The following is a 24,750-nucleotide window of genomic DNA, read 5'->3' on the forward strand; positions in this document are numbered from 1 at the left end:
CCGCTCACCCCGCCTGCGCGACGGCGGGCATCGGTGTCGCCTCGTCGACGGCCGATGCCGGACGTGCGGGGGAGTGGAGGTCGGCGCCACTGGGGTCCGAGCGGCGACGAACTGCAGCCGGTGCGGGGATGGACGGACGCGATCCGACGACGGCGGACTCCGAGGTGGTCGCGGGCAGGCCGACGGTGGGCTCGACGTTGGTGGCGGTCGGGTCGACGGTGGGCTCGACGTTGGTGGCGGTCGGGTCGACGGTGAGGTCGACAGCGGTGGCGGTCGGGTCGACGGTGGGGTCGACAGCGGAGGTCAGCGCGACGGCGGGAACCGATGCGTCGAGATGTGTCGACGCGATCGAGGTGAGTGCCCGGCCGAACTCGGTGAGGTAGTCGTCCATCACCTCGGCGGGTAGTGCGGCCGGGTAGCGGGTCGAGACGTAGAGGCCGTCGGCCGCGCGGACCACCCACAGGAAGACCTCGTCGGGTGAGTAGGACACCGCGCGCAATGTCCGCCCGCGCAGTTCGGCGACCAGTTCGTAGCCGGGCAGGACGCGGATGTCGAGGAAGGAGACGCCGAAGCGCGGTGTCTCGGCGACCTCGAGCAGTTCCAGCACCCGAGACCAGGAGGCGTCGTTGGCCGCGCGCGAGCACCGCAGTGCCGCGCGCGTGGATTCGAGCGCACCGGCGATGCCCGTGCCGGGCTCGAGCGCGATGTCGACCGGGACGACATTGACGAACCACCCCATCGACTCGAGCCAGCGCAGGTCGGGCCTGGTCGCGATCGGCATGACGGTCCGCATCCGGTCCGTGCCGAACCGCTCCCGCCCCGCGACCGCGAGCGCGGCGAACACCGCCACCGACATCCGGTGCCGGACCTGGTCGAGCGCCGCTTCCAGGTCCTCGAGCGCGGCGAGGTCGAGCACGCGTCGCGACACACTGGGCTGCGGCAGGTCGGCGGGCACTGGTCGGTGCGCGTGCGCGGCGAATCGCGGCATCCCGTCACCACCGGCGAGGAATGCCCGCCAGACCGCGACGGCCGGTGCGTCGACGTCGAGTTCCGCGGCGGCCGCCCGCTCGAGCACGGCGAAATCGGCCGCACTCCCGAAGGTGTCCGACTCGCGTGACGCCTCACCTGCACCGACTTCGCCGTAGAGGGCACGCAGCTCGAGGATGAGGATGGCCTGGGAGTAGGCGTCCATCACCGAGTGGTCGGCGGCGACGAGCACGGTGAAGTTCGCGGTTTCGTCGTGGGTGACCGTGGCGGTGAGGCAGTGCGGCCACACCAGTGGCGACAGCCGCAATTCGAGTGCACCGCAGAGGAATTCATTGATCAGGGCACCGTCGGTGAGTCCGTCGACCGGCTGCTCGGCGATGGTCACGGCGAGGGCGTCGGCGACGAGCCTGCGGGGTGGTGTCCCCGGCTCGGCGGCCACGGTGGTGCGCAGTCCCTCGTGCCTGGCGTGCCAGCGCCGCAGCGTCTCGCACCAGGTGGGGGCGTCGAAGGGCGCGTCCATCTCGAACACCGTGCCGATCCAGCGCCCACGGCCCGGTCGTGGATCGGCGGGATCGACGCTCGCGCAGTAACCGGCGTGCACGCTGGTCAGCGGCCGGTCATCGCGCTGCCAGGCGCCGGTGGCCAGTTCGGGCGTCCAGATCGACAAGGCGCCGGAGCGGATCTCGAATTCGGACAAATGGGTGTATTCCATGGCGGGTTCACCTCGTGACGAATACATGCCGATTCGGCGAAAGGATGGGATTCGGGAGAACACCTCGCTGTGTCACCTGATGCGCTCCGGATCTTCGACGGTCAATTCCCGGGGAAGCCTCGGCGAGGTAGAGCGTATCGGCGTTTCCGGGAAACGCGAGCCCGTGACCGGCATCACGGTTTGGGCTGAACAAAAGTCCCCGGCCTGGTATTTCCATTGTTTCCACCAGTGATTTCGCTTGCTGTACAGACTGTTTCGGAATGGAACTATTCGAGAACGGCGGTGTCCGCTGACATTTTGTTCACGGGCGAAAGTCGCTCACTGTCGCCGTGATCACAATGCCAATGGACGGTTGTCCAACTGCGTTTCCCGTGTGTTCATCCAGCGCCATTCATGGGCGATCGGCACTATGTCCGAAGCGATATGTGTCGGCGCGCTGTTCCCGCCGGAAAAGTGCCCGCGACCGTCTTTTCGGGTTGCGCGGCCCGTTCGTGTCGTACCCCGGCGTTACCGTTGCGGCACAACCCATGTCGAGGAGGGTGGCGATGACCGAGAACATCGACGCGATGCGTGAACGCGCACAGCGCCCGGAGGATCTGAGCCGGCTGGTGGTCGAGCGGTTGAATGCCGGTGACGTGGACGGCCTGGTCGAACTGTACGAATCCGACGCGGTGCTCGCGCTGCCGAACGGAGTCGTGGCCACCGGCATCGAGGAGATCAGGGCCGCCTACGCGCGCCTGGTCGCCGACCGCCCGGTCTTCCAGCTGGGCAGTCAGGCGCCCGCCTTACGCGCGGGCGACCTGGCCCTGACCTCCTCGCGCCTGCCCGGCGGCTCCGGCGCGACCGTCGAGGTGGCGCGCCGCCAAGCCGACGGCAGCTGGCGCTGGATTCTCGATCAGCCCAACGTCCTGGGCTGAGTGCTCAGTTCTGTTCGAGTCCGGTCGCGAGCTCCACGACCACCTTGTCCGGCGTGACCTCACTGACCCGCACGTTCGTGCCGCCCGTGGCCTCGGATTCCCCGACCGGCACGGTCACCCGCTGGCCACCGATGCTCAGCGTGACCAGATCGCCCTCGACGGCGACCAGCTCCGCGTCGATGCCGAGGACCGAGGCCTTGGCGTCCACACCCCGGTCGAAGGTGACGGTGCACCCGCTGACGGTGCACTCGGTGGTGGTACCGGGACCGGTCATGGTGCAGGCGGAGGCGAGCGGGACGAGGAAGGCGAACGCGGAGAGCGTGATCAGCCGTCGAACTGGCATGCGGCCAGTGTAGAGACTCTGGCGCACGGGTTGTCGGTCAAAGCGTGGACTCGGGATCGAAGACGCAACAGATCGGTCTCGCTGCGTTGTGACGAGCTCTCAGCGGTAATAGCGTCGCTGACAGGTAACTGGCATCGCGGAGATCGAGAGGTGGGACACCATGATCGCGAGCGAGATGACTGTTGCCAGCCGCTGGTGGTGGCGGCCGGGGTGGACGCCGGGCCGGTCGTTCTACGACTGGCAGGTCACCCCCACCCAGCCGGTCGCCGACAAGCTGGTGGAGATCTTCGCCCCGGTGCTGAGCCGATTACCCGGGCTCGAACAGGTCGATGTCGCCCGGCTGCGGGTGGCCGTGCAGGGTGTCGGTTTCGTCGACGGGGTCAAGGGGGTGCACCTGGCGGCGCTGGTCGCCGGTGCGCGCGAACTGCTGGCCGGGCACGCGCCGTTCCAGCTCACCTTCGGCCCGCCGGTGGTCGCCGCCGACTCGGTGCGCCTGCCGATCGCCCTGCCGGAGGAACTGTTGCGAGTGCGCGAAGACCTGATCAGCGCGCTGACCGGGGTGTGGATTCGCGAGCGAATCCCCGAGTTCGGTGAGCCGCTGCGCCCCTATCTGACCCTGGCCCACGCGACCGGGCCGATGCCGGTGTGCGCCATCGAGGCCGCCCTCGACACGGACGGCTTCGCCGACTTCTCCCTCGACGACACCGTCTCGGAGGTGTCGCTGGTCGAATTGCAGCGCGAGAACGACCGGTACGACTTCTGTGAGGTCAGCACCGCCGAACTGCTGCGCGTGCCCGATCCGGTGGTCGAGCGCACCATCTATGACGGCCCGCTGTTCGGTACGCTGCCGCGCCACGTGACCGCCGACCTGTTCACTGGGTGAGCCGTGGCGGCGGCGCGCCGTGCGGCAGCCGCGGACCGACGGCCACGCGCGCGCCCGCCGTCCGGCCACGTCCCCAGCCGAGCTTCTCGCGGTAGCGGCCGATGTGCTCGGTGGGCACCTCCGCCTCCGGCGGGAGCGGGGTCGCTTCCGGGGACACGTAGAGGGCATCGGTGGGGCAGTAGGCCTCGCACATGAAGCAGGTCTGGCAATCGGATTGCCGCGCGATGACCGGGATGCCGCCCTCGGCGCGATCGAAGACATTGGTGGGGCAGGCATCGACGCACTTGTCGCAGCCGATGCAGTCCTGCGCCCGCAGCAGTTCGATCACGACGCCACCGCCAGCCCGGCGTCGCGGGTGCTCGCGGGGCCGACCCACGGCTGATCGAGGCCGCCGGAGAGCAGGTGGTGATGCTGCTCCGGGTCGAGCTCGGGATGATCGGCCCGCTTGCTCATGCCCCGGGTCTCGGTGCGCGCCAGGGCCGATCGGTACATCAGGCGACCGACCGCGGTGATCGCCGCGGCCTGGCGGGCGCGGACCCGCTCGTCGCCCGTGCTGCCGCCGAGGTGTGCCGCGGCCGTGTCCCACAGCTCGTCGAGCCGCGCCAGGGCGGGACGCATCCGGTCGCCGTGGCGCAGGTAGTTCTTCTCGAACGGGAGCAGTTCGTGCTGTGCGGCGGTGACGATCTCGTCGGCGGTGACCGATGGGGATTCGCTGGGGCGCAAGCCGACTCCGCCGATGCCGTGCACCGCTGTCGGCCGGCCTGCCTCCAGTGCGTGCCGGGCCGCGCCCCCACCGGCCCAGCTGCCCGAGGACATCGCCCAGGCCGCGTTGTGGCTGCCGCCGCCGGTGAAGCCGCCGCAGATCCGCTCCCGCGTGGCCGCGTCCCCCGCGACGTACAGGCCGGGAACCGTGGTGGCGCAGTCGTCGTCGATCACATCTATGCCGCCGGTGCCGCGGACGGTGCCCTCGGCGAGCAGATCGATCTCGAAACGCTGGGTGAACGGGTCGATTCCGCGCCGGTCGAACTGGAGGAAGAAGTTCGGCTGGCCGACGCGCATCTGCTCCTGGACCGTCGCGTCCGCCCGATCGAGCTGGGCGAAGACCTTCTCCCGCAACAGGGTTCGCGCGATCACCGAGCGGCCCTTGGTTGACCCGGCGCCCTCGAGCACGCTGCCGTCCTCGCCGAAGAAGGTGGCGTACCCGTAGTAGGCGGTCTTGGTGATCGTGGAGCCCTTGGGGACGATGGCGTAGGCGTTGGAGAACTCCATGCCGGAGAATGTGGCGCCGGCCTCGGCCGCCATCAGGGCGCCGTCGCCGGTGTCGACATTGGTGCCGAGCGCGCGGGACAGGAACGCACAGCCGCCGGTGGCGAGCACCACCGCGCCCGCGGTGATCCGGTAGTCGCGATCGAGCTGACGCTGATGGCCCGCCGCGCCGCGGACCGCGCCGGAGTCGTCGACGAGCAGTTCCAGGGCGGGGGAGTGATCGAGGATCCGCACCCCGATCCGGTTGAGCCAGGCCCGCATTCGGCGCATGTACTCCGGGCCCTGCACACCGGTGCGCAGTGAGGCGCCGGTGGCCGGGTCGACCGGGAACGGGTAGCGCCCCTCGGTGGCGAGGCGGTTCATGTTGGCGTAGGTCTGGTCGAGGACGCGGTCCATCCAGTAGTGGTCGGCGAGGTAGCCGCCCAGTGCCTCGCGGCTGGCCTTGGCGTTGGCGCGGGCGGTCTCCTCGCGGGCGACGTACCAGACGCCGGTGCCGGACGGTGCGGTGGCGCCGCTGGTTCCGCAGTAGCCCTTGTCGACGAGGATGACGTCGGCGCCTGCCTCGCGGGCGTGGATGGCGGCCCAGGATGCGGCGGGGCCGCCGCCGATGATGAGGACGTCGGTGGTTGTCTGCCAGGTCAACAGGGGCTCCTCGGGGTGGTGCGGATTGGGCTGAGTCGAGCAGTGGTGTGCGGTCGGGAGTGCCTGTCAGGCGCTCACCCGCGAATCCCGCTCGGCGAACTGGCTTTCCACTGGATCCAGGCCGTAATGACCACGCAGGGTGGTGGATTCGTAGTCCGCCCGGAACAGGCCGCGTTCCTGGAGGATCGGCACCACCCGGTCCACGAAGACCTCGAGTCCACCGGGCAGATACGGCGGCATGATGTTGAATCCGTCGGCCGCGCCCGCCTCGAACCAGGTCTGCAACTCGTCGGCCACCTGCTCGGGCGTGCCGGCGAAGGTTCGGTGCCCACGGCCGCCACCGAGCTTGCCGATGAGCTGGCGCACGGTCAGCTCCTCGCTCTCGGCGAGCTCCTTGACCAGGGTGAACCGGCTCTTGCCGCCCTGGATCTCGCTCTCGGCGGGCAGCGGTGGCAGCGGTGCGTCGAGGGCGTGCGCGGTGAGGTCGATCCCGAGCATCGAGGACAGCTGGCGCAGGGCGTAATCGGGGGAGATCAGGTCGGTGAACTCCTGCTCGAGCGCTCTGGCCTCCTCGGCGGTGTCGGCGATGAACGGCACCAGCCCGGGCAGCACCTTCAACTCGTGCTCGGCGCGACCGTATTTCGCCAGCCGCGACTTGAGATCGCGGTAGAACCGCACGCCTTCCTCGACGGTGCGCTGGGCGGTGAACACGGCCTCGGCGCGGTGGGCGGCGAATTCCTTGCCCGACTCCGAGGACCCCGCCTGCACCAGCAACGGCCTGCCCTGCGGACCACGCGGCGAGTTCAGCGGCCCCCGCACCCGGAACCGCTCCCCGGCGTAGTCGAGGGCGTGCACCTTGGCCGGATCGGCGAACACCCCGGTCTCGGGATCGAGCACGACCGCGTCGGACTCCCAGCTGTCCCACAGCGACAGCGCCACGTCGACGAACTCCTCGGCCCGCTCGTAGCGTCGGGCGTGCTCGGGAATCGCGTCGAGGCCGAAGTTGTAGGCCTCGTCGACATTGCCGGAGGTGACGATGTTCCACCCGGCCCGCCCGGCGCTGATGTGGTCGAGGGAGGCGAACTTGCGGGCCAGATTGAACGGTTCGTTGTAGCTGGTGGACGCGGTGGCGATCAGGCCGACCCGCTCGGTGACGGCGGCGATGGCCGAGAGCAGCGTCACCGGTTCGAACACGGTGAGCGCGTTGCGTTCCACGCGCGGACCGACCGCGAGGGTGTCGGCGAAGAACACCGAGTCGAGCTTGCCGCGCTCGGCGATGCGCCCGAGCTCCTGGAAGTGGCGCACATCGAGCACGCGCCGCTCGTCGGTCCGGGGATGGCGCCAGGCCGCCTCGTGGTGGCCGACACCCATCAGGAAGGCATTGAGGTGAAAGGTCTTGCGAGACACGAGAAGAGCTCCTGATCAGGCGTTGGTCGGGGAGGTGCGCCAGCGCGAGAGGCGGCGTTCCAGGGCGACGAGGGCGAAGTTGAAACCGAGGCCGATCAGCGAGATGGCCACGATGCCCGCGTACATCTGCGGGATCTGGAAGTTCTGCTGCGCGGCGGTGATCAGATAGCCGAGACCGGCCCGCGCGCCGATCATCTCCGCGGCGATGAGCACCAGGATCGACCCCGCCGCCGCCATCCGGATGCCGGTGAAGATGGACGGGATGGCCGCGGGCAGGATCACCTTCTGGAACAGCCGCAGCGGCGAGAAGCCCAGCGACACGGCCGATTTCACCAGCAGTGGGTCGACGGTGCGCACCCCGGTGATGGTGTTGAGCAGGATCGGGAAGAAGGTCGCGAAGCCGATCAGCGCGATCTTGGACGTCTCGCCGATGCCGAGGATCAGCACGAACACCGGCAGCAGCGCCAGGGCAGCGGTGTTGCGGAACAGCTCCAGCACCGGGTTCAGGAAATCCGAGACCGGCTGGTACCAGGCGATGGCGATCCCCACCGGAACCGCGATCACCAGGGCGATGGAGAAGCCGGTGAGCGAACGGGTGAGGCTGGCCGAGACATGTTCGCCCAGTTGACCGTTGGCGGCGAGCTCGACGAACGCCTCCACCACCACCGAGAACGGCGGCAGGAACACCTCGTCGACCACGCCGAAGCGCGGTGCGAGCTCCCACGCGCCGAGCAGCAGCACGATGGCCAACAGCGGTTTGAAAACGCGGTACAGGACGCGACCGGTGGCACTCGCGGCGCGGGACAAGCCGGTCGGCACCTCGACCGGTTTGCGGGCGGGTTCGGGTGGTTCGGTCGCGACCTCGGCCGGACGGTCGAGCAGCGGGACGGCGCTAGACATGGGCGGGACTCCTGTCGGTGGACGCGGCCACGGTGGCGGTGTCGGCGAGCTCGAGCTGCTGGGCCCGGCTCACCTCGCTCTGCAATTCGGTCCAGATGCGGTGGCGGTAGTCGCGGAACTGCTCGCTGGAGCGCACATCGGTGTCCCCGCCCCGGTCGATGTCGATGTCGATCACGGCCTTGACCCGGCCCGGACGCGAGGTCAGCACCGCGACCCGCTGGCCCAGATAAACCGCCTCGTCGATGCCGTGGGTGATGAACAGGATGGTCTTGCCGGTGGTGCGCCAGATCCGCAGCAGTTCGTCCTGCAGCGACTCCCTGGTCTGGGCGTCCAGCGCGGCGAACGGCTCGTCCATCAGCAGCACCTCGGGATCGAAGGCCAGGCTGCGGGCGATGGCCACGCGCTGCTTCATGCCGCCGGACAACTCGTGCGGGTAGCGGTCACCGAAACCGGCCAGCCCGACGAGCTCCAGGTAGTGGTCGGCGATCGCCTTGCGCTCCTTGCGGGGCACGCCCTTGGCCTCCAGGCCGAACTGGATGTTGGCGCGGGCGGTGCGCCAGGGCAGCAGCGCGTACTGCTGGAACACCACGCCGCGGTCGAGCCCGGGACCGGTGATCGGGGCGCCGTCGAGCAGAATCTCACCCGAACTGGGCGTGCTGAGTCCACCGAGCAGGTCCAGCAGCGTGGACTTGCCCGAACCACTGGGCCCGACCAGCACGAGGAACTCGCCCGCGGCGACCTCGATGGAGATGTCGTCGACCGCGGTGAACTTCTCCGCCGTGCCCCGCACGGCGAATTGTTTGCTCACCCCGTTGAGCGTGAGCTTTGCTGTGGCGCTGCTCATTTCGCGGCCACCACCTCTCCGGTCGGGCCGCTGGTCGGCTGATAGGTGCCGTTGGCGTAGGGGTTGTCGGCATTGGTGTAGAGGTCGGCGGCGGCGAGCTTGCCCCCGGGCAGTTCGCCGTTGCGCTCGAGCCAGTCGATCCAGATCTGGATCTCCTTGTCCACGATCACCGCGCCCGGTACCGGCAGGCCGGGGCTGCGCCAGTAGTCGAGCAGCTTCAGGTTCTCGTTGCGGCCGCGCTTGTTGATGATCTCGGTGAACTTGGCGACGACCTCCTCGCGCGGGGTGATCTGCAGCCAGCGGGTGGCCCGTGCGGTGCCCTGCACGAAATCGCGCACGGCCTCGGGGTTCTGGGCGATGTAGTCCTTGCGGAAGACGTAGGTGCCGTAGTTGAACTCGCCGAAGATGTCCTTGTCGGTGAACAGCGGGTGCAGCCCGCCCCGCTCCACCGCGGTCTCCCGGAACACGCTGCCGAGCGCGCCCACATCGATCTGCCCGCTGCGCAGCGCTTCCTCGGTGTTCACCGGCGGCACCACGATCAGCTGGACCTGCTTGATCTCGTCCTCGCTGAGGCCCTGCTGGTGCAGCCATTCACGGGTGACGAACTCGTGGTGGGCGCCCAGGGTGTTCACGCCGACCTTCTTGCCGATCAGGTCGCGGGCGGTGGTGACGCCCGCGCCCTCGCGCACGAAGTAGCCGGTGAAGGACTTGGCGTCGGAGCCGTAGGAGCTGAGCACCGCCTGGACCGGCGCGCCACCGGCGGCGAGCTTGACCACCGCGCCGTTGAAGGCGCTGCCGAACTCGAGCTGCTTGGTGGCCGCGGCCTGGATATTGGCCGGGCCGCTGGTGGAGTCGCCCTCCCACTGCAAGGAGATCTTGTCGAAGTAGCCGAGGTCGTCGGCCAGTTCGAAGGGCGTGACCTGCCCGGTCTGGCCCTGGTAGCGCAGCACCGCCTTGCCGTCGGCGTTGGTGGCGGGCTCGGAGCTGCCGCAGGCGGTGACCACCGCGAGAGCGGCGGGCGCGACGAGGGCGGCGGCGAGCGCGCGCAGCGGACGTCGTCGGAAGGTCTTGGACAACATGTTCGGCGAATTCTTTCGACGGCGTGCGTGATCGCGCGGCGGCCGGCAAAGGCACGCCGCGACGATCCGCACGAATGGCGGATTACCGGGGGTGGAGAAAAGGGGAATTCGGCGGCGCGGAATCGCCGCCGCGGGGTCAGCGGCGACAGAATCCGTGGGCCAGGCGCATGAGGTCCACCGTGCGACGGCGGACGAGCGCGGGAGATTCGATCATGTCGGGACTTTCGGTGCCGGGGGCGGCGTCGGGGACGCCGCCTCGAATTACATGGTGCGCGACTGTCACCGCTGGAGCAATGCTGATTTCACATCGTGGAAATCACGGTGAGTCGAATCCCTGACCAGCGGCGGCGGTATGGAAATACGGGCCGATGCGCACCGCGATCTGATGCATGGCCGGAATGACGGCGCGCACGAGATCGCGATCGAGCCGCACCGCGCGGGCCTGTACGCCGAGCGCGCCCCACACCTGCCGATCCGGCCCGAGCACCGGGACGGCGATCGCGCGGATCGGCTCGTCGCTGTCGATCTCCTCCACCGCGAAGCCGCGCCTGCGCACGGTGTCGAACAATTCGCCGTTGCCGCGATCGGCGCCGGCGGCGGCGTGCGCGAGCAACGCGTGCCCGACGGCACTGGCCTGTAGCGGCCGACGTTCCAGGGGAATCTGGTTGTGGCAGAAGGAGACCGGTGGTCGCGCCTGGAACACGGTCAGTGCCTCGTCGGCGTCGGCGACACTGAGACTGACGGTGATCTTGATCCCCGCCGCCAGCGCGTACAGGTGTGGCGCCGCGGCATCGAGCCCGAGTCGCGACAGGGCGGGGCGGGCCAGACAGGCCAGGCCGTGCCCGATCCGATAGCGGTCGGTGGCCGGGTCCTGTTCGAGCAGCCTGCCGCGCACCAGCGCCTGCGCCAGCCGGAAGGTGGTGCTCACCGGTAACCCGGCGCGTTGCGCGAGTTCGCTCAACGACAATTCGGGATCGCCGCCCTGAAAGCAATTCAGCACATGGACGGCGCGGTCGACGGCTTGGGCGCCGGAGCGCGGTGGTTCGGTGGCGGTCATGAAGGCCTCCTGCTCGACGACGTGGGGTGAACTATCGCCACCGGTATCGGCCGGCGCAATGATTCGGCGCACCGGTGAGCGAAATGCGCGCGCGGCGATCGAATCCGGGTGAGAACAAACCTGTCGGCGCCGGGAGGTTGCGGGGACGCTGAGGACATGCACGCGCGGCCGGTGGACCGTGCGCATCGCGTGCGCCGAATTGTGTGGAGAGAACGAGGGTTTCGATGAGCAATACCGAGCCGGGCGATGCAGTACCTCCGGTGGCGGACACGCCGCACGAGGAAGAGGACCTGACCGCGGCGCCCGAGCGGCCCGGCCCGGCCTTGTCGCGGCGCACGCTGTTCGCCGGTGCGGGCGCGGCGGTGGCCGTGGTGGGCGGCGGTGGCCTCGCCGCCTGGCTGACCACTCGCCGCACGCCGGGCGCGGGCGGGGTGAACCGGGCCCTCAAGATCGGGCACGGTGGCGGCATCTGTGAGGCGCCGCTCTACGCGGCCGTCCATCAGGGCATCTTCGAGAAGCACGGTCTGGATGTCGAGATCATCAAGACCGGTGGCGACGAGATCAAGGACGCCGTCGGCGCCGGCAAGCTCGACGCCGCGCCCGGCATCTTCTTCTCCTGGCTCAAGCCCATCGAACAGGGCATCGACGCCAAGCTCGCGGTCGGCCTGCACGAGGGCTGCCTGCGCATCGTGGTGCCGCCGGACAGCCCGATCAAGTCGGTGGCGGAACTGCGCGGCCAGCCGGTCGGCGTCGGAGCCATCGGCGACTCGGCCATGTCGTTCTTCTCCCTCGACCTGCTCGACGCGGGACTGAACCCGAGCGAGGACGTGGACTGGCGCGTCTTCGCCAACGACCAGCTGCCCGACGCCCTCGATCGCGGCGAGATCGTCGCGATCGCGGCGAGCGACCCGATCGCCCTGCTGCCCACGCTGAAGGGCAAGGCCCGCGAGCTGACCAACAACTCGCAGGGCATCAACAAACAGCACTACTGCTGCGCCACGGCGATCAACGGCAAACTGTTGCGCGAGGATCCGGATGCGGCGCGGGCGCTGGTGACCGCCTGGGCGGAGGGCAGTCGCTGGGTGGGTGCCAACATCCCGGCCACGGCCGCCCTGCAGGTCGAGCACAAGTACGTCGCCGCCGAACTGCCCGTGGTCGAGTCCATTCTGGCGACCTATGGCTACAACCCGTCGGCGTCCAAGCTCAAGGCCGAGATCACCCCCGGCATCGCGAAATTCGCCAAAACTGGGTATCTCGACCGCAAGACCGATCCCGACGCGCTGGCGAACAAGGTGTACGTCGATCTCGGCCTGAAGTGGTGAGCCGTTGACCACGACAGTCGCGAAGCCGGTCACGGCCACCGCGGCGCCCGCCACCGCGCGGGCGTTGCGGTACCCGCCCACGCTCGGCTTCGCGGTGACCTGGGCGATCTGGGCGCTGACCGCCGCGCTCACCCTCGGGCTGCCGGACCGGATCGACGCCGCCGACCCGCTGGCCGCCGGACTGCTCTTCGCGGGTGTCACCGTGGTGCTCACCGGCTGGGCGATCCTGGGCTACACCCGCTACGCGACCGCGGCCCAACTGCGGGAGTGGACGCCGTGGATCGGGGTGATCGGCGCGTGGGTGCTGGTGTGGGAGTGGACGACCGCCAAGACCGGCTGGCTGGTGCCGCCGCACTTCGCCTCGCCGCAACACCTGCTGCTCGCCTTCTACGAGGACGCGGGCATCCTCGCCTCGAGCACCTGGCATTCGGTGCTGCTGTTGCTGATCGGCTTCACCATCGGCGCGATCGCCGGCTTCGGCACCGGACTGGCGATGGGCTGGTCGAAAGTCGCCTCGTACTGGGGCAATCCGTTCCTCCAGTTCTTCGGACCGGTACCCGCGGCGACATTGCTGCCGCTGGTGCTGGTGCTCTCGCCGTCGACGTACGCAGGCAGTGTGTTCATGGTCGCGTTCGGCGTGTGGTTCCCGGTGGCGGTGCTGACCCGCGCCGGTATCGCCGGGGTGGCCCGCGGCTACTTCGACGTGGCCCAGACCCTGGGCGCCTCACCACGTTTCCTGATCTGGCGGGTCGCGGTGCCCGGGGCGCTGCCGAGCATCTTCACCGGGCTGTTCATGGGGCTCGGTGCCTCGCTGGGCGCGCTGGCGGTGGCCGAACTGCTGGGTGTGCGCGACGGTCTCGGCTGGTACATCCAGTGGACCAAGGGCTGGGCCGCCTACCCGCGCATGTACACCGCGATCATCATCATGGTGGTGGTCTGCCGGTTGCTGATGTTGATCTTGTTCCGGGTCCGTAACCGGGCCCTGAACTGGCAGAAGGATCTGGTGCGATGGTGAACGATCTGCTGCTCGGCAGCGCCGTGGACATCGAGGGCGTGTCCCACCAGTTCAGCGTCGACGGACCACGCCGCCGCGGTGTCCTCGACCGGCTGCTCGGCCGACCCGCGCCCACCCCGACCCGGGCCCAGGAACTGGGCAGGCTGCGGGTGCTCACCGACATCAGCCTGCGCATCGAACCCGGCGAGTTCGTCGCCCTTCTCGGTCCGTCCGGCTGTGGCAAGTCGACGCTGCTGCGGCTGCTGGCCGGACTGGAACGACCCTCGCGCGGCAGCGTGCGGGTCGACGGCGACGAGGTCCACGGCCCGGATCCGCACCGCGCGTTGATGTTCCAGGACGCGACCCTGTTCCCGTGGCGCACGGTCGCCGAGAACGTGGCACTGGGTCCCCAGGCCCGCGGCACCCTCGAAGCCGACCGCGAGCGGATCGAGGAGGCCCTGCGGCTCGTCGGCCTCGACAGCTTCCGCGACAGCCTGCCCGCGCAGCTCTCCGGCGGTATGGCCCAGCGGGTCTCGCTGGCACGGGCGCTGGTGAACCGGCCGCGGCTGTTCCTGCTCGACGAGCCACTGGGCAAGCTCGACGCGCTGACCAGGGCCACCCTGCAGCAGGAAATCGCCCGGCTGTGGCAGGCCGACGGCTTCACCGGGGTACTGGTCACCCACGATGTGGACGAGGCCCTGCGCCTGGCCGATCGCGTGGTGGTGTTCTCCCCGCGCCCCGGCAAGGTGATCGCCGAACTCCCGGTGGAGCTCGAGCGTCCCCGCGATCACGACAACCCCGACTATCTGCGACTGCGGCGTGAAGTGCTGCGGTTGCTCGGCGAAACAGGAAGGTCGGCGGCATGACCATCGACATCGGGCAATCCACGCGTACCGCGGCGGTCTTCGAGTCCATCGACCAGGCCGTCGGGCACACCCCGCTGGTCCGGCTCAACCGGATCACCGAGGGCATCGCGGCCACGGTTTACGTCAAGCTCGAATACCTCAATCCCGGTGGCAGCGTGAAGGATCGGGCGGCGCGCAACATGCTCGACACCGCCGAGGCGGCGGGGGAGTTGCGGCCCGGTGGGGTGGTCGTCGAGGCCACCTCCGGTAATACCGGCATCGGGTTGGCCGCGATCGCCGCCGCGCGGGGGTATCGCACGGTGGTGGTCGTGCCGGACAAGTCCAGCCGCGACAAGATCGCGCTGCTGCGGGCCTACGGCGCCGAGGTCCACGTGACGCCCGGTGGACGACCGGTCGGGCACCCGGAACACCTGCGTAGTGTCGCGCTGCGACTGGTCGAGGAGATTCCCGGCGCCTGGTTCGCCGGTCAGTACGACAATCCGGCCAACCCCGATGCGCACCGCCAGACCACCGGCCCCGAGATCTGGGCCCAGACCGGCGGCACCGTCACCCACTACGTAGCGGGCATCGGTACCGGCGGAACCGTCAGTGGGGCAGGCGAATTCCTCAAGGAGGCGTCCTCGGGTCGGGTGCAGGTGGTCGGTGCCGATCCCGAGACCTCGGTGTACGGCGGTGGTGACGGGCGCGCCTGGTACGTCGAATCGGTCGGGCACTACCTGCACCCGGAGACCGAGCTCGACGAGTGGCCGGAGTCCTACCACACCGCCGTGATCGACCGGATCGAGCGGATTCCCGACGGGGAGTCCCTGCGGGTGCTGCATCGCCTGGCCAAGGAGGAAGGACTCCTGCTCGGCGGCTCGTCGGGCACGTCGATCGCGGCCGCCCTGCGGGTGGCGCGGACGCTCGGTCCCGACGACGTCGTGGTGGTGATCGCACCCGACTCCGGGCGGGGCTACCTGTCGAAGTACTTCGACGACGGCTGGTTGGGGCAGTTCGGGTTCCCGCTGCTGGTGTCGCATACGTCGCCCATTGTGGGTTCGCTGCTGTCCGCGGAGCCGGAAACCCTGCTCGCCGCGCGGCCCGGTGCCGTCCGTGTCCTCGCCTCGACGACCACCGTCGCCGATGCTCGCGCCGAACTCGCTGCGCGCGAGGCGCTTCCGGTCGTCCTGGCGCGACCGTCGGCGGGACCGATCGTGGTGGCCGAGGTGCTCGGCGCCGTGACGGCCTCCGGTCTGGCCACGGCACCCGAGGGTGACACCGTGGCTGATCATCTGGACCCGCCGCTCCCGTTCGCAGGAACGACCGAACCGGTGGATGTTGCTGTGCGCAGGCTCGCCGACCAACGTGGTGAGGTGCTGATCGTGCACGAGGGCCAGGTCGTCGGCTCGCTCGACATCGCTGATCTGGGCAAGGCTGCGGTGGAGGTGTCGGGCGCCGAGTCCGGCGACACGAAGTCGGCCGACAGCGGGTCCGGCGTCGCGGCGCCCGGTGCGACGGCGCCGGCCGAAACCGAGTCGGCCGAAACCGAGTCGGTCGAAAACGAGTTCATCGTTGCCGGGTCTGTCGGCACCGCGTCGGTCGGGACAGGGTCCATCGCTGCGGCGTCGGTCGACACCGCGTCGGCTGTCTCGGGTTCGGCCGATCCGATCGCCGCGGAGAACTCGGCGGGCATTGCCGAGGCGGGTGCGCGATGAGACGCGCGGGCTGGGTCGTTCCGGTCCTCGTGGCACCGCTGCTGCTCGCTGCTCCCGCCAACGCCCACGTCACCGCCGTCGCGCCGGACGCGGCACCCGGCGCCTACACGGTGGTGACCCTGCGGGTGCCGACGGAATCGGCCACCGCCAGCACGGTCGGCCTCGAGGTGGACCTGCCGCGCGATCAACCGCTGGCCGTGGTGCGCAACGAGACCACGCCGGGCTGGGACGTGGTGCTGCGGAGCACTCGCCTGAGCACCCCGATCGACAACGGGCACGGCAAGAAGATCGGCGAGGCGGTGTCGACGGTGACGTTCACCGCCCGCGACGGATCCGGGGTGGCGCCGGGTGAGTTCGCCGAATTCCGGCTGCTCCTCGGCCCGTTCCCGGAATCCGGCGTCCTCACTTTGCCCACCCGTCAGACCTACAGCGACGGCACGGTGGTCGGCTGGATCGAGCAGAGCGTCGACGGCACCGAGGCCGACAAACCGGCCCCGGAGATCCGGCTCACCGGCGGCGGACACGCAGGGGCGCACGGCAATTCGTCGCCGCCCGCGGTCGCGGCAGCCGCCCCGAGCGGCTGGTCGGACTCGGCCGGACTGGCCGTATCCCTGGTCGCGCTGGTGATCGCGGGCCTCGCCTTCTTCGTCCGGGGACGGCGTACCGAACCCCCGGCACCCACGGCGCGGTGATGGTGACGGCGGCAATGGGCGGCGCAGACATCCACTGGGCGCGCGGTGCGCGCCCGTGGTGGCGACGGTTGGCCGGCGGACCACCGAACCACCGGGCGGACTCGGCGGTCGAGCCCCGGGAGCAGCCGTCCCCGGACGAGCGAGACCCGGGGTGGGGCGACGCGCTCACCGCCTCGGTACTCGCTTGGACGGCTTTCGTCGGTGGATAGTCGCGCACACGTCGGCCTCGATCGGCATCAGGCGCGCGCGGGGCTCTGTCCGCGCGGCCGAGCCGACGCGGACGAGGGCGCCGAGCCGGCTCGCGGTGCGGGGGCGCACGACAGCGAGCTTGCCGGACTGCTCGCGTACGTCCATGCTGCCCCGGTCGCGGTGTCGGCCTCCTTCTCTGCCGAATTCGGCAGAGGCAGGCGGTCGCGGGAAGCCGCTGCTGAGCTGCTGATTCGTGGGGCATATCCGGGGTGTGCGGAGCGACGTCGACGTGGATTGCGTTGGGCGGTCGTGTTGTTCGCCACATGCTTGTGGACGTTGGGTGCGGTGGGCGTCGCTGCGGCGCACGCGGTGCTCGTCGGCACCGACCCCGGTTACGGCACCGTGCTGCCGTCCGGGCAGGACCGCGTATCGGTCACGTTCGACGAAGCCGTCACCGTCGCCGAATCGGGCCTGGCCGTGCTCGACCGCGACGGCGTCCGGGTGCCGACCGGCGAGATCCGCTACACCGACAACGATCACACCATCTCCACCACCCTGCCCGCCGACCTGGCCGACGGCACCTACCTGCTCAGCTGGGTCATCCTGTCCGCCGACGGCCACACCGTCGGCGGGTCCAGTGTCTTCGGCCTCGGCACCCCACCCGACACCACCCTCGCAGCTCCGGCCCCCGATCCACTCCTCGCCGCCCTGGACACGATGGTCCGATTGCTCACCGCCCTCGGCTATCTCGGCATCGTCCTCGCCCTCGGTGTAACGGTGGTCGTCCTGGTGTGCGGCCCGGCCCCACCCGCGGCTGTCCGACAGTCCGGCCTCGCCGGAGCGGCCCTGGTCGCCACAACCGCCGTCGCGATCTTCGCCCTCACCCCCGGCCGCCTCGGCGGCACCGCAGGCTGGACCGACCCCGCCGTCTGGTCGAACGCACTGACCTCCACCACCGGCGCCTCGGCCCTGCTCCGCGCCTTCGGCGCCGTACTACTCGCGTTCGGTCTCACCCGCGCCGTGAAAGTGCTTGCTACACAGTCCGGTCAGGTGCGCGGCGGTGTGCCCGTCAGCGTAGGAGCTGTGTCCGGCGCCCGTACCGCTGACCGCGGCGAGGCATCAGGAGATCGGGCGAGCGCGATACACGGGACCTCGGCGCACCGAGCGCACGGAGAATCCGATCACGCGCGGCTTCGAGGCCGCTTGTCGGACGGTTCGCTCGTCGAAAGCTTCCTGGTTCGCATCCCCGCCGCGTACCCTGCGCTCGTTCCGGCGGCGGTGGGTGCGCTGATCGTCATTGTTGCTGCCGCAGCGTCGGGGCATGCCGTGGCGGGACCGAATCGCCTTGTGGCAGTGGCGAGTACGACGGCTCATATCGCGGCGATGGCCGTGTGGGGCGGCGGGATCGTCGCGGCACTGTTGCTCTGGCGAGGTGCCGAGCGCATCGCGGCGCTGCGACGTTTCGGCGCCCTCGCGATCGGCGCCGTCGCCGTCCTGGCGGTGACCGGCACCGTACAGGCGGTGCGCGGCGTGGAACCCCTTGCCGCACTGTGGACCACGAGCTGGGGCCGCCTGCTGCTCGCCAAACTCGCCCTGGTGGCACTGGCGCTCACCGTCGCGTCGGTGATCCGGCGCCGACTCCACGACGGCGCGCGGGTCGCGACCTCTCGCGGACTGCTGCGGATCGAATCCGTGGTCCTGGGTGCCGTGCTCGTCGTGAGCGCCGTCCTGGCCGGAATCACCCCGGCCCGCGATGCCTACGACCCGCCGGTGCACACGAACGTGGCCCTCGGCCCGCTGACCGCCGTCCTCGACGTCGACGGAGCAGGCTCGGGCGAACAGGAATTCACCGTGCGGATCGCCGACGCGACCGGAACACCGCTCGATGTCCTAGAACTGACCGGCCGCCTGACCCGCGACGACGAAACCCTGCCCCTCGACATCGAATTCCGCCGGGTCACCCCGGAGAACCTCGGCCCCGACCACTTCCTCGCCGAGCCCCGAATCCCGGGCCGAGGGGAGTGGCACCTGCGCCTCACCGTCACCGTCGACCGCAGCACGGCCTACGCGGCGACGGTGCCGTACCGGGTCTGGTAACCGCAGGACAGTTCGAACCGGTCAACGCGATCGGTGTCTCGGCCTATCGCGGGGGCGGTGCCGGCCAACTAGTCGCGCCGAGTTCCCGGGAGATGGTCCTGGCGGTGGTACGGACGGCGTCGATCGTCGCCTCGCCCGCGGGCCAATCGGTGGTCGGCAGCACTACGCCGACCGCACCGACGACGGCCCCCGCGCGATCGAAAACCGCTCCGGCGACACAGGATTCGCCCAGCACCGCCTCATCGCACTCGTAGCCGAGGCCGGTCGCCGCCACCTCGCGCAGTTGCGCGGCCAGCTGCGCGGGATCGGTGACGGTGGCGCCGGTCATGCTGCGCAACTCGACGTCGGCGGGCGCGAGATGGGCGAGCACGGCTTTGCCGAGCGCACTGGCGTGCGCGGGGATCTCGATGCCGACCTCGGGCATCTGCCTGCTGCCGTCGGGGCGCGGCTCGTGGTGGATGATCACGATGTCCTCGCCGAGCAGCACGCCGACGCGCACCGCGAGTCCGGTCTGTCTGGCCAGTTCATGAGCCCAGGTCAGGGCGCGGGCCCGCAGGTCGAGCGTGTCGAGGTAGACGTTGCCGAGGCGAAGGACCGCGGGACCGAGCTGGTAGCGGCCGCCGCCGTGCTCCTGGACCACCATGCCGTGCGCGGTGAGCGTGCGCACGATGCCGTGCGTCGTGGTCGCGGGCAGTCCGAGCTCGGCGGCCAACTCCGACAGGGTCATCCGCCGCGAGCCCTGCAGGGCGAACAGGATGCGGACAGCTCGATCGACCGACTGGATCACGCCGTGCCTTTCATGAATCACTCGCTGGGTCTTGTGACGCAGGCAACATCAACGTACTCTACGAATTCAATTCGACAATGTCGAATCTGATTCGAGAATACCTCGGGAGATCCCCATGGATGGTCTGCGTACCCCGCAGCAACTCGCCGCCGAAGTCCTCGGTACGGCATTCCTCGTGTTCGTCGGTGTCGGTGCGGTGCCTGCCACGCTCATCGTCAACGGCGAGGCGCCGTTCACGATGGCCGACCTCGGCATCATCTCGCTGGCCTTCGGCACGGTCGTGGTCGCGACCGTGTACGCCTTCGGTCACGTGTCCGGCAACCACATCAACCCGGCGGTGACACTGGCACTGGCGCTGACCGGGCAGTTCCCGTGGCGACGGGTCCCCGCCTATCTCGCCGCCCAGCTGGTCGGCGCGGTGCTGGGCGCGCTGGCGATCATCGGCGTGCTCGGCCGGCGGGCCAGCGAGGTCGGCCTCGGTGTCGCCGCCTACGGCGAGGGCGTGGGCGCCGGGCAGGCGTTCGTCGCCGAGTTCGTCGGGACGTTCATCCTGGTCCTGACCGTTCTGCTGGTGGTGCAGCGCGCCGCACCGCCCGGCTTCGCCGGTATCGCGATCGGCCTGGTGGTGTTCGCCGTGATCGTGCCGGTCGCCCCCGCCACCGGCGCGTCCATCAACCCCGCGCGCACGCTGGGACCCATGCTGATCCAGCAGGTCTGGGGTGGCGCGGTGGACTGGGGCCAGGCCCCGGTCTACCTGGCCGCCGAATTCTGTGCGGGCGCTGCCGCCGCACTCGTGGTGCGCGCGCTGACCCGCACCGACCCCGTCCGTGTCACCGCCGACACGGCCGCTTGAGGAGAGACAACCGATGAAGAAACTGATCAACGATCCCGCGACGGTGATCCACGACGCGCTCTCGGGTCTGGCCGCCGCGCACCCGGAGCTGCGGGTCGACCTGGACAACCGCCTGGTGTTCCGTGCCGAGCCGCCCGCGCCCGGCAAGGTGGCGCTGCTCTCGGGCGGCGGTTCGGGGCACGAACCGCTGCACAGCGGGTTCGTCGGCGCGGGCATGCTCGATGTCGCCTGTGCCGGTGAGGTTTTCACCTCGCCCGTGCCCGACCAGATCCTGGCCGCGACCACCGCCGTGGACACCGGCGCCGGGGTGCTGCACATCGTGAAGAACTACACCGGTGACGTGATGAACTTCGAGATGGCCGCCGAACTGGCCGCCGCCGAGACCGGCACCACGGTGGTGCCCGTGATCGTGAACGACGATGTCGCCGTGCAGGACAGCCTGTTCACCGCGGGCCGCCGCGGTGTCGCGGGCACCGTGGTGGTGGAGAAGATCGCCGGGGCCGCGGCCGAGCAGGGCCGTGCGCTGGACGAGGTCGCCGCCGTGGCGCGCACGGTGAACGATCGCACCCGCAGCATGGGCATGGCGCTGACCTCGTGCACGGTGCCCGCCGCGGGCAAGCCCACCTTCGAACTCGGCGAGGGGGAGATGGAGATCGGCGTCGGCATCCACGGCGAGCCGGGGCGGCGCCGGGCCGAGCTCGCGCCCGCCAAGGAGGTCGCCGCGATGCTGGTCGAGCCGATCCTGGCCGATCTGCCGTGGCGCGCGGGCACGGAGGTGCTCTGCTTCGTCAACGGCATGGGCGGTACTCCGCTGCTCGAGCTGTACATCGTGTTCGACGAGGTCGCACGGATCCTGGCCGCCCACGGCGTGCGGATCGCTCGCTCGCTGGTCGGTCCGTACATCACCTCGCTGGAGATGGCAGGCTGCTCGGTGACGCTGACCGAGCTCGACGACGAACTGCTGACACTGTGGGACGCGCCGGTGCGCACGCCCGCCCTGCGCTGGGGAGCCTGATCATGACGACGATCGATCCGAGTCGGTGGCTGCGCGCATTCGCGACGCTGATCGACGAGCACACCGAGGAACTCACCGCCCTCGACGCCGCCATCGGCGATGCCGACCACGGCAGCAACATGCAGCGGGGTGCCGCCGCGGTCGTGGCCGCGCTCGACGACGATCCGCAGCCAACCCCGGGGGCGGTGCTCAAACAGGCGGGGATGGTGCTGATCCGTAGTGTCGGCGGTGCGAGTGGTCCGCTCTACGGCACGTTCTTCCTGCGCAGTGCCGCCGCGGCCGGGACCGGCGAGCTCGACGGACCGGCCTTCGCCGCGGCCTTCCGGGCGGGGCTGGACGGGGTGGTCGCGCGCGGCAAGGCCGAGTCGGGTGACAAGACGATGTTCGACGCGCTCGCCCCCGCCGCCACCGCGCTCGACGCGGAGCTGGCCGCGGGCGCCGCGCTTCCCGAGGCGCTCGATGCGGCGCTCGTGGCGGCCACGGCGGGCCGCGACGCGACGATTCCGCTCATCGCGCGCAAGGGCCGCGCCTCCTATCTGGGGGAACGCAGTGTCGGACACCAGGATCCGGGGGCGACCAGTGCGACCCTGCTGGTCCGCGCCGCGCGCGAGGCGCTGCGATGATCGGGATCGTGGCGGTCTCGCACAGTCACGCGCTCGCCCGGGCGGCAGTCACGCTGGCGCGCGAGATGCTGCACGAGCAGCCGGTGCGTATCGAGATCGCGGCCGGGCTGGACGAGACGACATTCGGCACCGACGCGGTCGCGGTGTCGGAGGCGATCACCGCCGCCGACAGTGGTGACGGCGTGTTGGTGCTCATGGACATGGGCAGCGCGGTGCTCTCGGCCGAACTCGCCATCGACCTGCTCCCGGGCGAACATCGCGTGCGCTTGTGCGCCGCACCGTTCGTCGAAGGGCTGATGGCCGCGGCGGTTTCGGCGGCGGGCGGCGCGGATCTGGCCGAAGCGGCCGGCGAGGCATCGAATGCGTTGGCGGGCAAGCAAGTACACCTGGGCTCCGATGCCGATGCCGATGCCGATGCCGATACTGGTGGCGGTGGCGGTACCGATGGCGGTGCTGGCACCGATCGCGGTACAGGTGGCGTTGCTGGTGCGGGTGGCCGTGCCGGTGCCGGTGCCGGTGGCGGTGCTGGTGCCGGCGGGGGTGCTGGTGCTGGCAGCGGTGCCTGTGGGGATGCCGGTGTCGATGTTGGGTCGTCGGCTGCGCCAGCGGAATCCGGTCCGCGGGCGCGGGCTGAGTTCGTGGTCGAGAATCCCCACGGACTGCACGCGCGGCCCGCGGCCAAGCTTGTCGGTGCCGTGCGCGCACTCGACGCGCAGGTCCTGCTGCGCAATCTCACGACCGGCGCGGGCCCCGCGCCCGCGTCGAGCCTGAGCCGGACGGCGGCGCTCGGCGCGCTGTCCGGGCACCGGATCGAGGTCACGGCAACGGGTTCCGATGCCGAGACGGCCGTCGAACGGGTGCTGGCACTGGCCGACCGGCACTTCGACGAGGAACCGTCCGGTGTCACCGCGCCACCGACGGTCGAACACCGGGGCGGCCCGTTGCCCGCGTCGCCCGGCATCGGAATCGGGCCGCTGTGGCGGATCGCGGCCGAGGAGTTCACCGGCGCCGACCTCGCCGCGGTGGACCCGGCCGCCTCGCCCGCGGACGAACGGCTCCGCCTCGATGCCGCACTCACCGCGGTGCGCGCCGACATCGACCGCCTGCGCGCCCGAGCGGGCGGGGAAGCGGGGATCTTCGAGGCGCATCAGCTGCTGCTCGACGACACCGAACTACTCGGCGCCGTACACGAACGCCTCGCCGCGGGCGAGACCGCGGCCTCGGCGTGGAGCCGGACACTCGGCGCCGCCGCGGACGAGCTCGACCGGCTGCCCGACGACTACCAGCGCGCGCGGGCCGGTGACCTGCGAGCCGTGCGCGACCAGGTGCTGGTGGCCTTGCTCGGCCGCTCGGCCCAGGTGATCAGCCGGGCCGGTGTGCTCGTCGCGGCCGACCTCACGCCCGCGCAGGCCGCCGCGCTCGACCCGACGCTGGTGGCCGGAATCGTGCTCGCGCACGGGAGTCCGACGGCCCACAGCACGATCCTGGTGCGCGCCCGGGGAATCCCCGCCGTCGTCGGCGCCGGGTCCGGGGTGCTCGAGGCGCCGGAGGGGATCGTCGTCGCCGTGGACGGAAAGGTCGGCACCGTGGTCGTCGGCCCAGGGGACAATGTCCTCGCCGACTACACCGAACGCGCTGTCGCGCAACAGAAACAGCGCGAAGCCGCCGTCCACGAGGCCCGCAGGCCCGCCACCACGACCGATGGGGTGACCGTGCACGTCGCGGCCAACATCGGATCGCTGGACGACGCGCGGGCCGCCGTGCGCAACGGCGCCGATCTCGCGGGGCTGGTCCGCACCGAATTCCTGTTCCTCGGCCGCGCCGCCGCACCGTCGGTCGACGAACAGGAACAGATGTACCGGGCGCTCGCCGAGGCTGCCGACGGGCGCCGCCTGATCCTGCGCACCCTCGACGTGGGCGGCGACAAACCGCTGCCCTACATCGACCAGGCGCCGGAGGCGAACCCCTTCCTCGGGGTCAGGGGCATCCGGCTCGCACTCGCCCAGCCGCACCTGCTGCGTGATCAACTCACCGCGATCGGCCGGGTCGCCGCCGATCACCCCATCGGCGTCATGTTCCCGATGATCACCCAGCTCGCCGAACTGCGGGCGGCCCGCCGCATCCTCGCCGAGGTCGTCGACCCCGATATCGCCCTGGAAGTCGGCATCATGATCGAGGTCCCCGCCGCCGCGGCCAAAGCCGCTGCCTTCGCCGAGCACGTGGACTTCGTGAGCATCGGCACCAACGACCTCACCCAGTACGCGCTGGCCGCCGAACGCGGCAACGAATCCCTCGGCGCCCTCGCCGACCCGCTCGACCCCGGCGTCCTCCACCTCGTCGACGCCGTCCGCCGCGGCATCGCCGGGCGAGCCCGGGTGGCGGTCTGCGGCGAAGCGGCCGCCGACCCCGCCGCCGTACCCCTGCTACTCGGCCTCGGCGTCGACGAACTCAGCGTCTCGCCACCCTCGGTGCCACTGGTGAAGGCCGCGGTCCGCGAACTCGACACCGCCGCGTGCCGCGCGCTCGCGACGCGCGCCCTGACGTGCGAGTCCGCGCAGGAGGTCCGGGCATTGACTTGACG

At 70.4% G+C, this 24,750-nt stretch carries 22 protein-coding genes; 12 read left to right on the forward strand and 10 right to left on the reverse strand.

Annotation, left to right across the window (positions count from 1 at the left end; genetic code table 11):
* Positions 1-4: 4 nt before the first annotated feature.
* Complete coding sequence (locus ACFVVM_RS05100) at positions 5-1,699, reverse strand: condensation domain-containing protein (protein WP_387613067.1); 1,695 nt, start codon at positions 1,697-1,699, stop codon at positions 5-7.
* 545 nt (positions 1,700-2,244) lie between these two features.
* Between ACFVVM_RS05100 and ACFVVM_RS05105 the strand changes: the two genes are divergently transcribed.
* On the forward strand, positions 2,245-2,616 hold the full coding sequence (locus ACFVVM_RS05105) for a YybH family protein (protein ID WP_387613069.1): 372 nt from the start codon (positions 2,245-2,247) through the stop codon (positions 2,614-2,616).
* A gap of 4 nt (positions 2,617-2,620) precedes the next feature.
* Here the strand turns inward: ACFVVM_RS05105 and ACFVVM_RS05110 are convergent, their stop codons facing one another.
* The gene (locus ACFVVM_RS05110) at positions 2,621-2,959 is read right to left on the reverse strand and encodes a hypothetical protein (protein ID WP_387613071.1); all 339 of its coding nucleotides are present in this window, start codon (positions 2,957-2,959) and stop codon (positions 2,621-2,623) included.
* Between the two features lie 160 nt (positions 2,960-3,119).
* Between ACFVVM_RS05110 and ACFVVM_RS05115 the strand changes: the two genes are divergently transcribed.
* Positions 3,120-3,842 (forward strand): 2'-5' RNA ligase family protein, encoded by a 723-nt coding sequence (locus tag ACFVVM_RS05115; RefSeq protein WP_387613072.1) that lies wholly within the window; start codon positions 3,120-3,122, stop codon positions 3,840-3,842.
* Here ACFVVM_RS05115 and ACFVVM_RS05120 read toward each other — a convergent pair.
* The 7 genes from ACFVVM_RS05120 to ACFVVM_RS05150 form a co-directional block, all read right to left on the reverse strand.
* Positions 3,832-4,170, reverse strand: coding sequence for a 4Fe-4S dicluster domain-containing protein (locus tag ACFVVM_RS05120; RefSeq protein WP_387613073.1), 339 nt, complete (start codon positions 4,168-4,170; stop codon positions 3,832-3,834). The genes ACFVVM_RS05115 and ACFVVM_RS05120 overlap by 11 nt on opposite strands.
* On the reverse strand, positions 4,167-5,750 hold the full coding sequence (locus tag ACFVVM_RS05125) for an FAD-binding protein (RefSeq protein ID WP_387613075.1): 1,584 nt from the start codon (positions 5,748-5,750) through the stop codon (positions 4,167-4,169). The genes ACFVVM_RS05120 and ACFVVM_RS05125 overlap by 4 nt, the downstream gene beginning before the upstream one ends.
* 66 nt (positions 5,751-5,816) lie before the next feature.
* Positions 5,817-7,157: an LLM class flavin-dependent oxidoreductase gene (locus ACFVVM_RS05130; protein WP_387613077.1), complete on the reverse strand. Its 1,341-nt coding sequence runs from the start codon at positions 7,155-7,157 to the stop codon at positions 5,817-5,819.
* Positions 7,158-7,172: 15 nt separating this feature from the next.
* Positions 7,173-8,057, reverse strand: coding sequence for an ABC transporter permease (locus ACFVVM_RS05135; protein WP_387613079.1), 885 nt, complete (start codon positions 8,055-8,057; stop codon positions 7,173-7,175).
* Positions 8,050-8,901 carry an ABC transporter ATP-binding protein gene (locus ACFVVM_RS05140; protein WP_387613081.1) on the reverse strand — a complete coding sequence of 284 codons (852 nt, stop codon included), beginning with the start codon at positions 8,899-8,901 and terminating at the stop codon, positions 8,050-8,052. Before ACFVVM_RS05140 ends, ACFVVM_RS05135 begins: the two co-directional genes overlap by 8 nt.
* Positions 8,898-9,980: an ABC transporter substrate-binding protein gene (locus ACFVVM_RS05145; RefSeq protein WP_387613083.1), complete on the reverse strand. Its 1,083-nt coding sequence runs from the start codon at positions 9,978-9,980 to the stop codon at positions 8,898-8,900. The genes ACFVVM_RS05140 and ACFVVM_RS05145 overlap by 4 nt, the downstream gene beginning before the upstream one ends.
* 316 nt (positions 9,981-10,296) lie before the next feature.
* On the reverse strand, positions 10,297-11,037 hold the full coding sequence (locus ACFVVM_RS05150) for an IclR family transcriptional regulator (protein ID WP_387613085.1): 741 nt from the start codon (positions 11,035-11,037) through the stop codon (positions 10,297-10,299).
* Between the two features lie 224 nt (positions 11,038-11,261).
* Here ACFVVM_RS05150 and ACFVVM_RS05155 point away from each other — a divergent pair, with 224 nt between their 5' ends.
* From ACFVVM_RS05155 to ACFVVM_RS05180, 6 genes are all read left to right on the forward strand, one after another.
* Complete coding sequence (locus ACFVVM_RS05155; RefSeq protein ID WP_387613087.1) at positions 11,262-12,359, forward strand: ABC transporter substrate-binding protein; 1,098 nt, start codon at positions 11,262-11,264, stop codon at positions 12,357-12,359.
* Positions 12,360-12,363: 4 nt separating this feature from the next.
* Positions 12,364-13,374, forward strand: a complete 1,011-nt coding sequence (locus tag ACFVVM_RS05160) for an ABC transporter permease (RefSeq protein ID WP_387613089.1) — start codon at positions 12,364-12,366, stop codon at positions 13,372-13,374.
* A complete protein-coding gene (locus ACFVVM_RS05165) occupies positions 13,368-14,219 on the forward strand; it encodes an ABC transporter ATP-binding protein (RefSeq protein ID WP_387613091.1) in 852 nt (283 codons plus the stop codon). Before ACFVVM_RS05160 ends, ACFVVM_RS05165 begins: the two co-directional genes overlap by 7 nt.
* A complete protein-coding gene (locus ACFVVM_RS05170) occupies positions 14,216-15,913 on the forward strand; it encodes a PLP-dependent cysteine synthase family protein (RefSeq protein WP_387613093.1) in 1,698 nt (565 codons plus the stop codon). The genes ACFVVM_RS05165 and ACFVVM_RS05170 overlap by 4 nt, the downstream gene beginning before the upstream one ends.
* Positions 15,910-16,605 (forward strand): YcnI family protein, encoded by a 696-nt coding sequence (locus ACFVVM_RS05175; RefSeq protein ID WP_387613095.1) that lies wholly within the window; start codon positions 15,910-15,912, stop codon positions 16,603-16,605. Before ACFVVM_RS05170 ends, ACFVVM_RS05175 begins: the two co-directional genes overlap by 4 nt.
* A 534-nt stretch (positions 16,606-17,139) precedes the next feature.
* Positions 17,140-18,891 carry a copper resistance CopC/CopD family protein gene (locus ACFVVM_RS05180; protein ID WP_387613097.1) on the forward strand — a complete coding sequence of 584 codons (1,752 nt, stop codon included), beginning with the start codon at positions 17,140-17,142 and terminating at the stop codon, positions 18,889-18,891.
* Positions 18,892-18,934: 43 nt separating this feature from the next.
* Here ACFVVM_RS05180 and ACFVVM_RS05185 read toward each other — a convergent pair whose 3' ends face one another.
* Positions 18,935-19,678: an IclR family transcriptional regulator gene (locus tag ACFVVM_RS05185; RefSeq protein ID WP_387613099.1), complete on the reverse strand. Its 744-nt coding sequence runs from the start codon at positions 19,676-19,678 to the stop codon at positions 18,935-18,937.
* A 115-nt stretch (positions 19,679-19,793) separates the two neighbouring features.
* Between ACFVVM_RS05185 and ACFVVM_RS05190 the strand changes: the two genes are divergently transcribed.
* The 4 genes from ACFVVM_RS05190 to ptsP are packed head-to-tail and all read left to right on the forward strand — an operon-like array spanning position 19,794 to position 24,748.
* The gene (locus ACFVVM_RS05190) at positions 19,794-20,531 is read left to right on the forward strand and encodes an MIP/aquaporin family protein (RefSeq protein ID WP_387613101.1); all 738 of its coding nucleotides are present in this window, start codon (positions 19,794-19,796) and stop codon (positions 20,529-20,531) included.
* A 13-nt stretch (positions 20,532-20,544) separates the two neighbouring features.
* Complete coding sequence (gene dhaK / locus ACFVVM_RS05195; RefSeq protein ID WP_387613103.1) at positions 20,545-21,546, forward strand: dihydroxyacetone kinase subunit DhaK; 1,002 nt, start codon at positions 20,545-20,547, stop codon at positions 21,544-21,546.
* Between the two features lie 2 nt (positions 21,547-21,548).
* A complete protein-coding gene (gene dhaL, locus ACFVVM_RS05200; protein WP_387613105.1) occupies positions 21,549-22,169 on the forward strand; it encodes a dihydroxyacetone kinase subunit DhaL in 621 nt (206 codons plus the stop codon).
* A complete protein-coding gene (gene ptsP / locus ACFVVM_RS05205) occupies positions 22,166-24,748 on the forward strand; it encodes a phosphoenolpyruvate--protein phosphotransferase (protein ID WP_387613107.1) in 2,583 nt (860 codons plus the stop codon). Before dhaL ends, ptsP begins: the two co-directional genes overlap by 4 nt.
* The last annotated feature ends 2 nt before the right edge of the window (positions 24,749-24,750 follow it).

This window comes from Nocardia sp. NPDC058176, from assembly GCF_042883805.1.
Lineage (GTDB): Bacteria > Actinomycetota > Actinomycetes > Mycobacteriales > Mycobacteriaceae > Nocardia.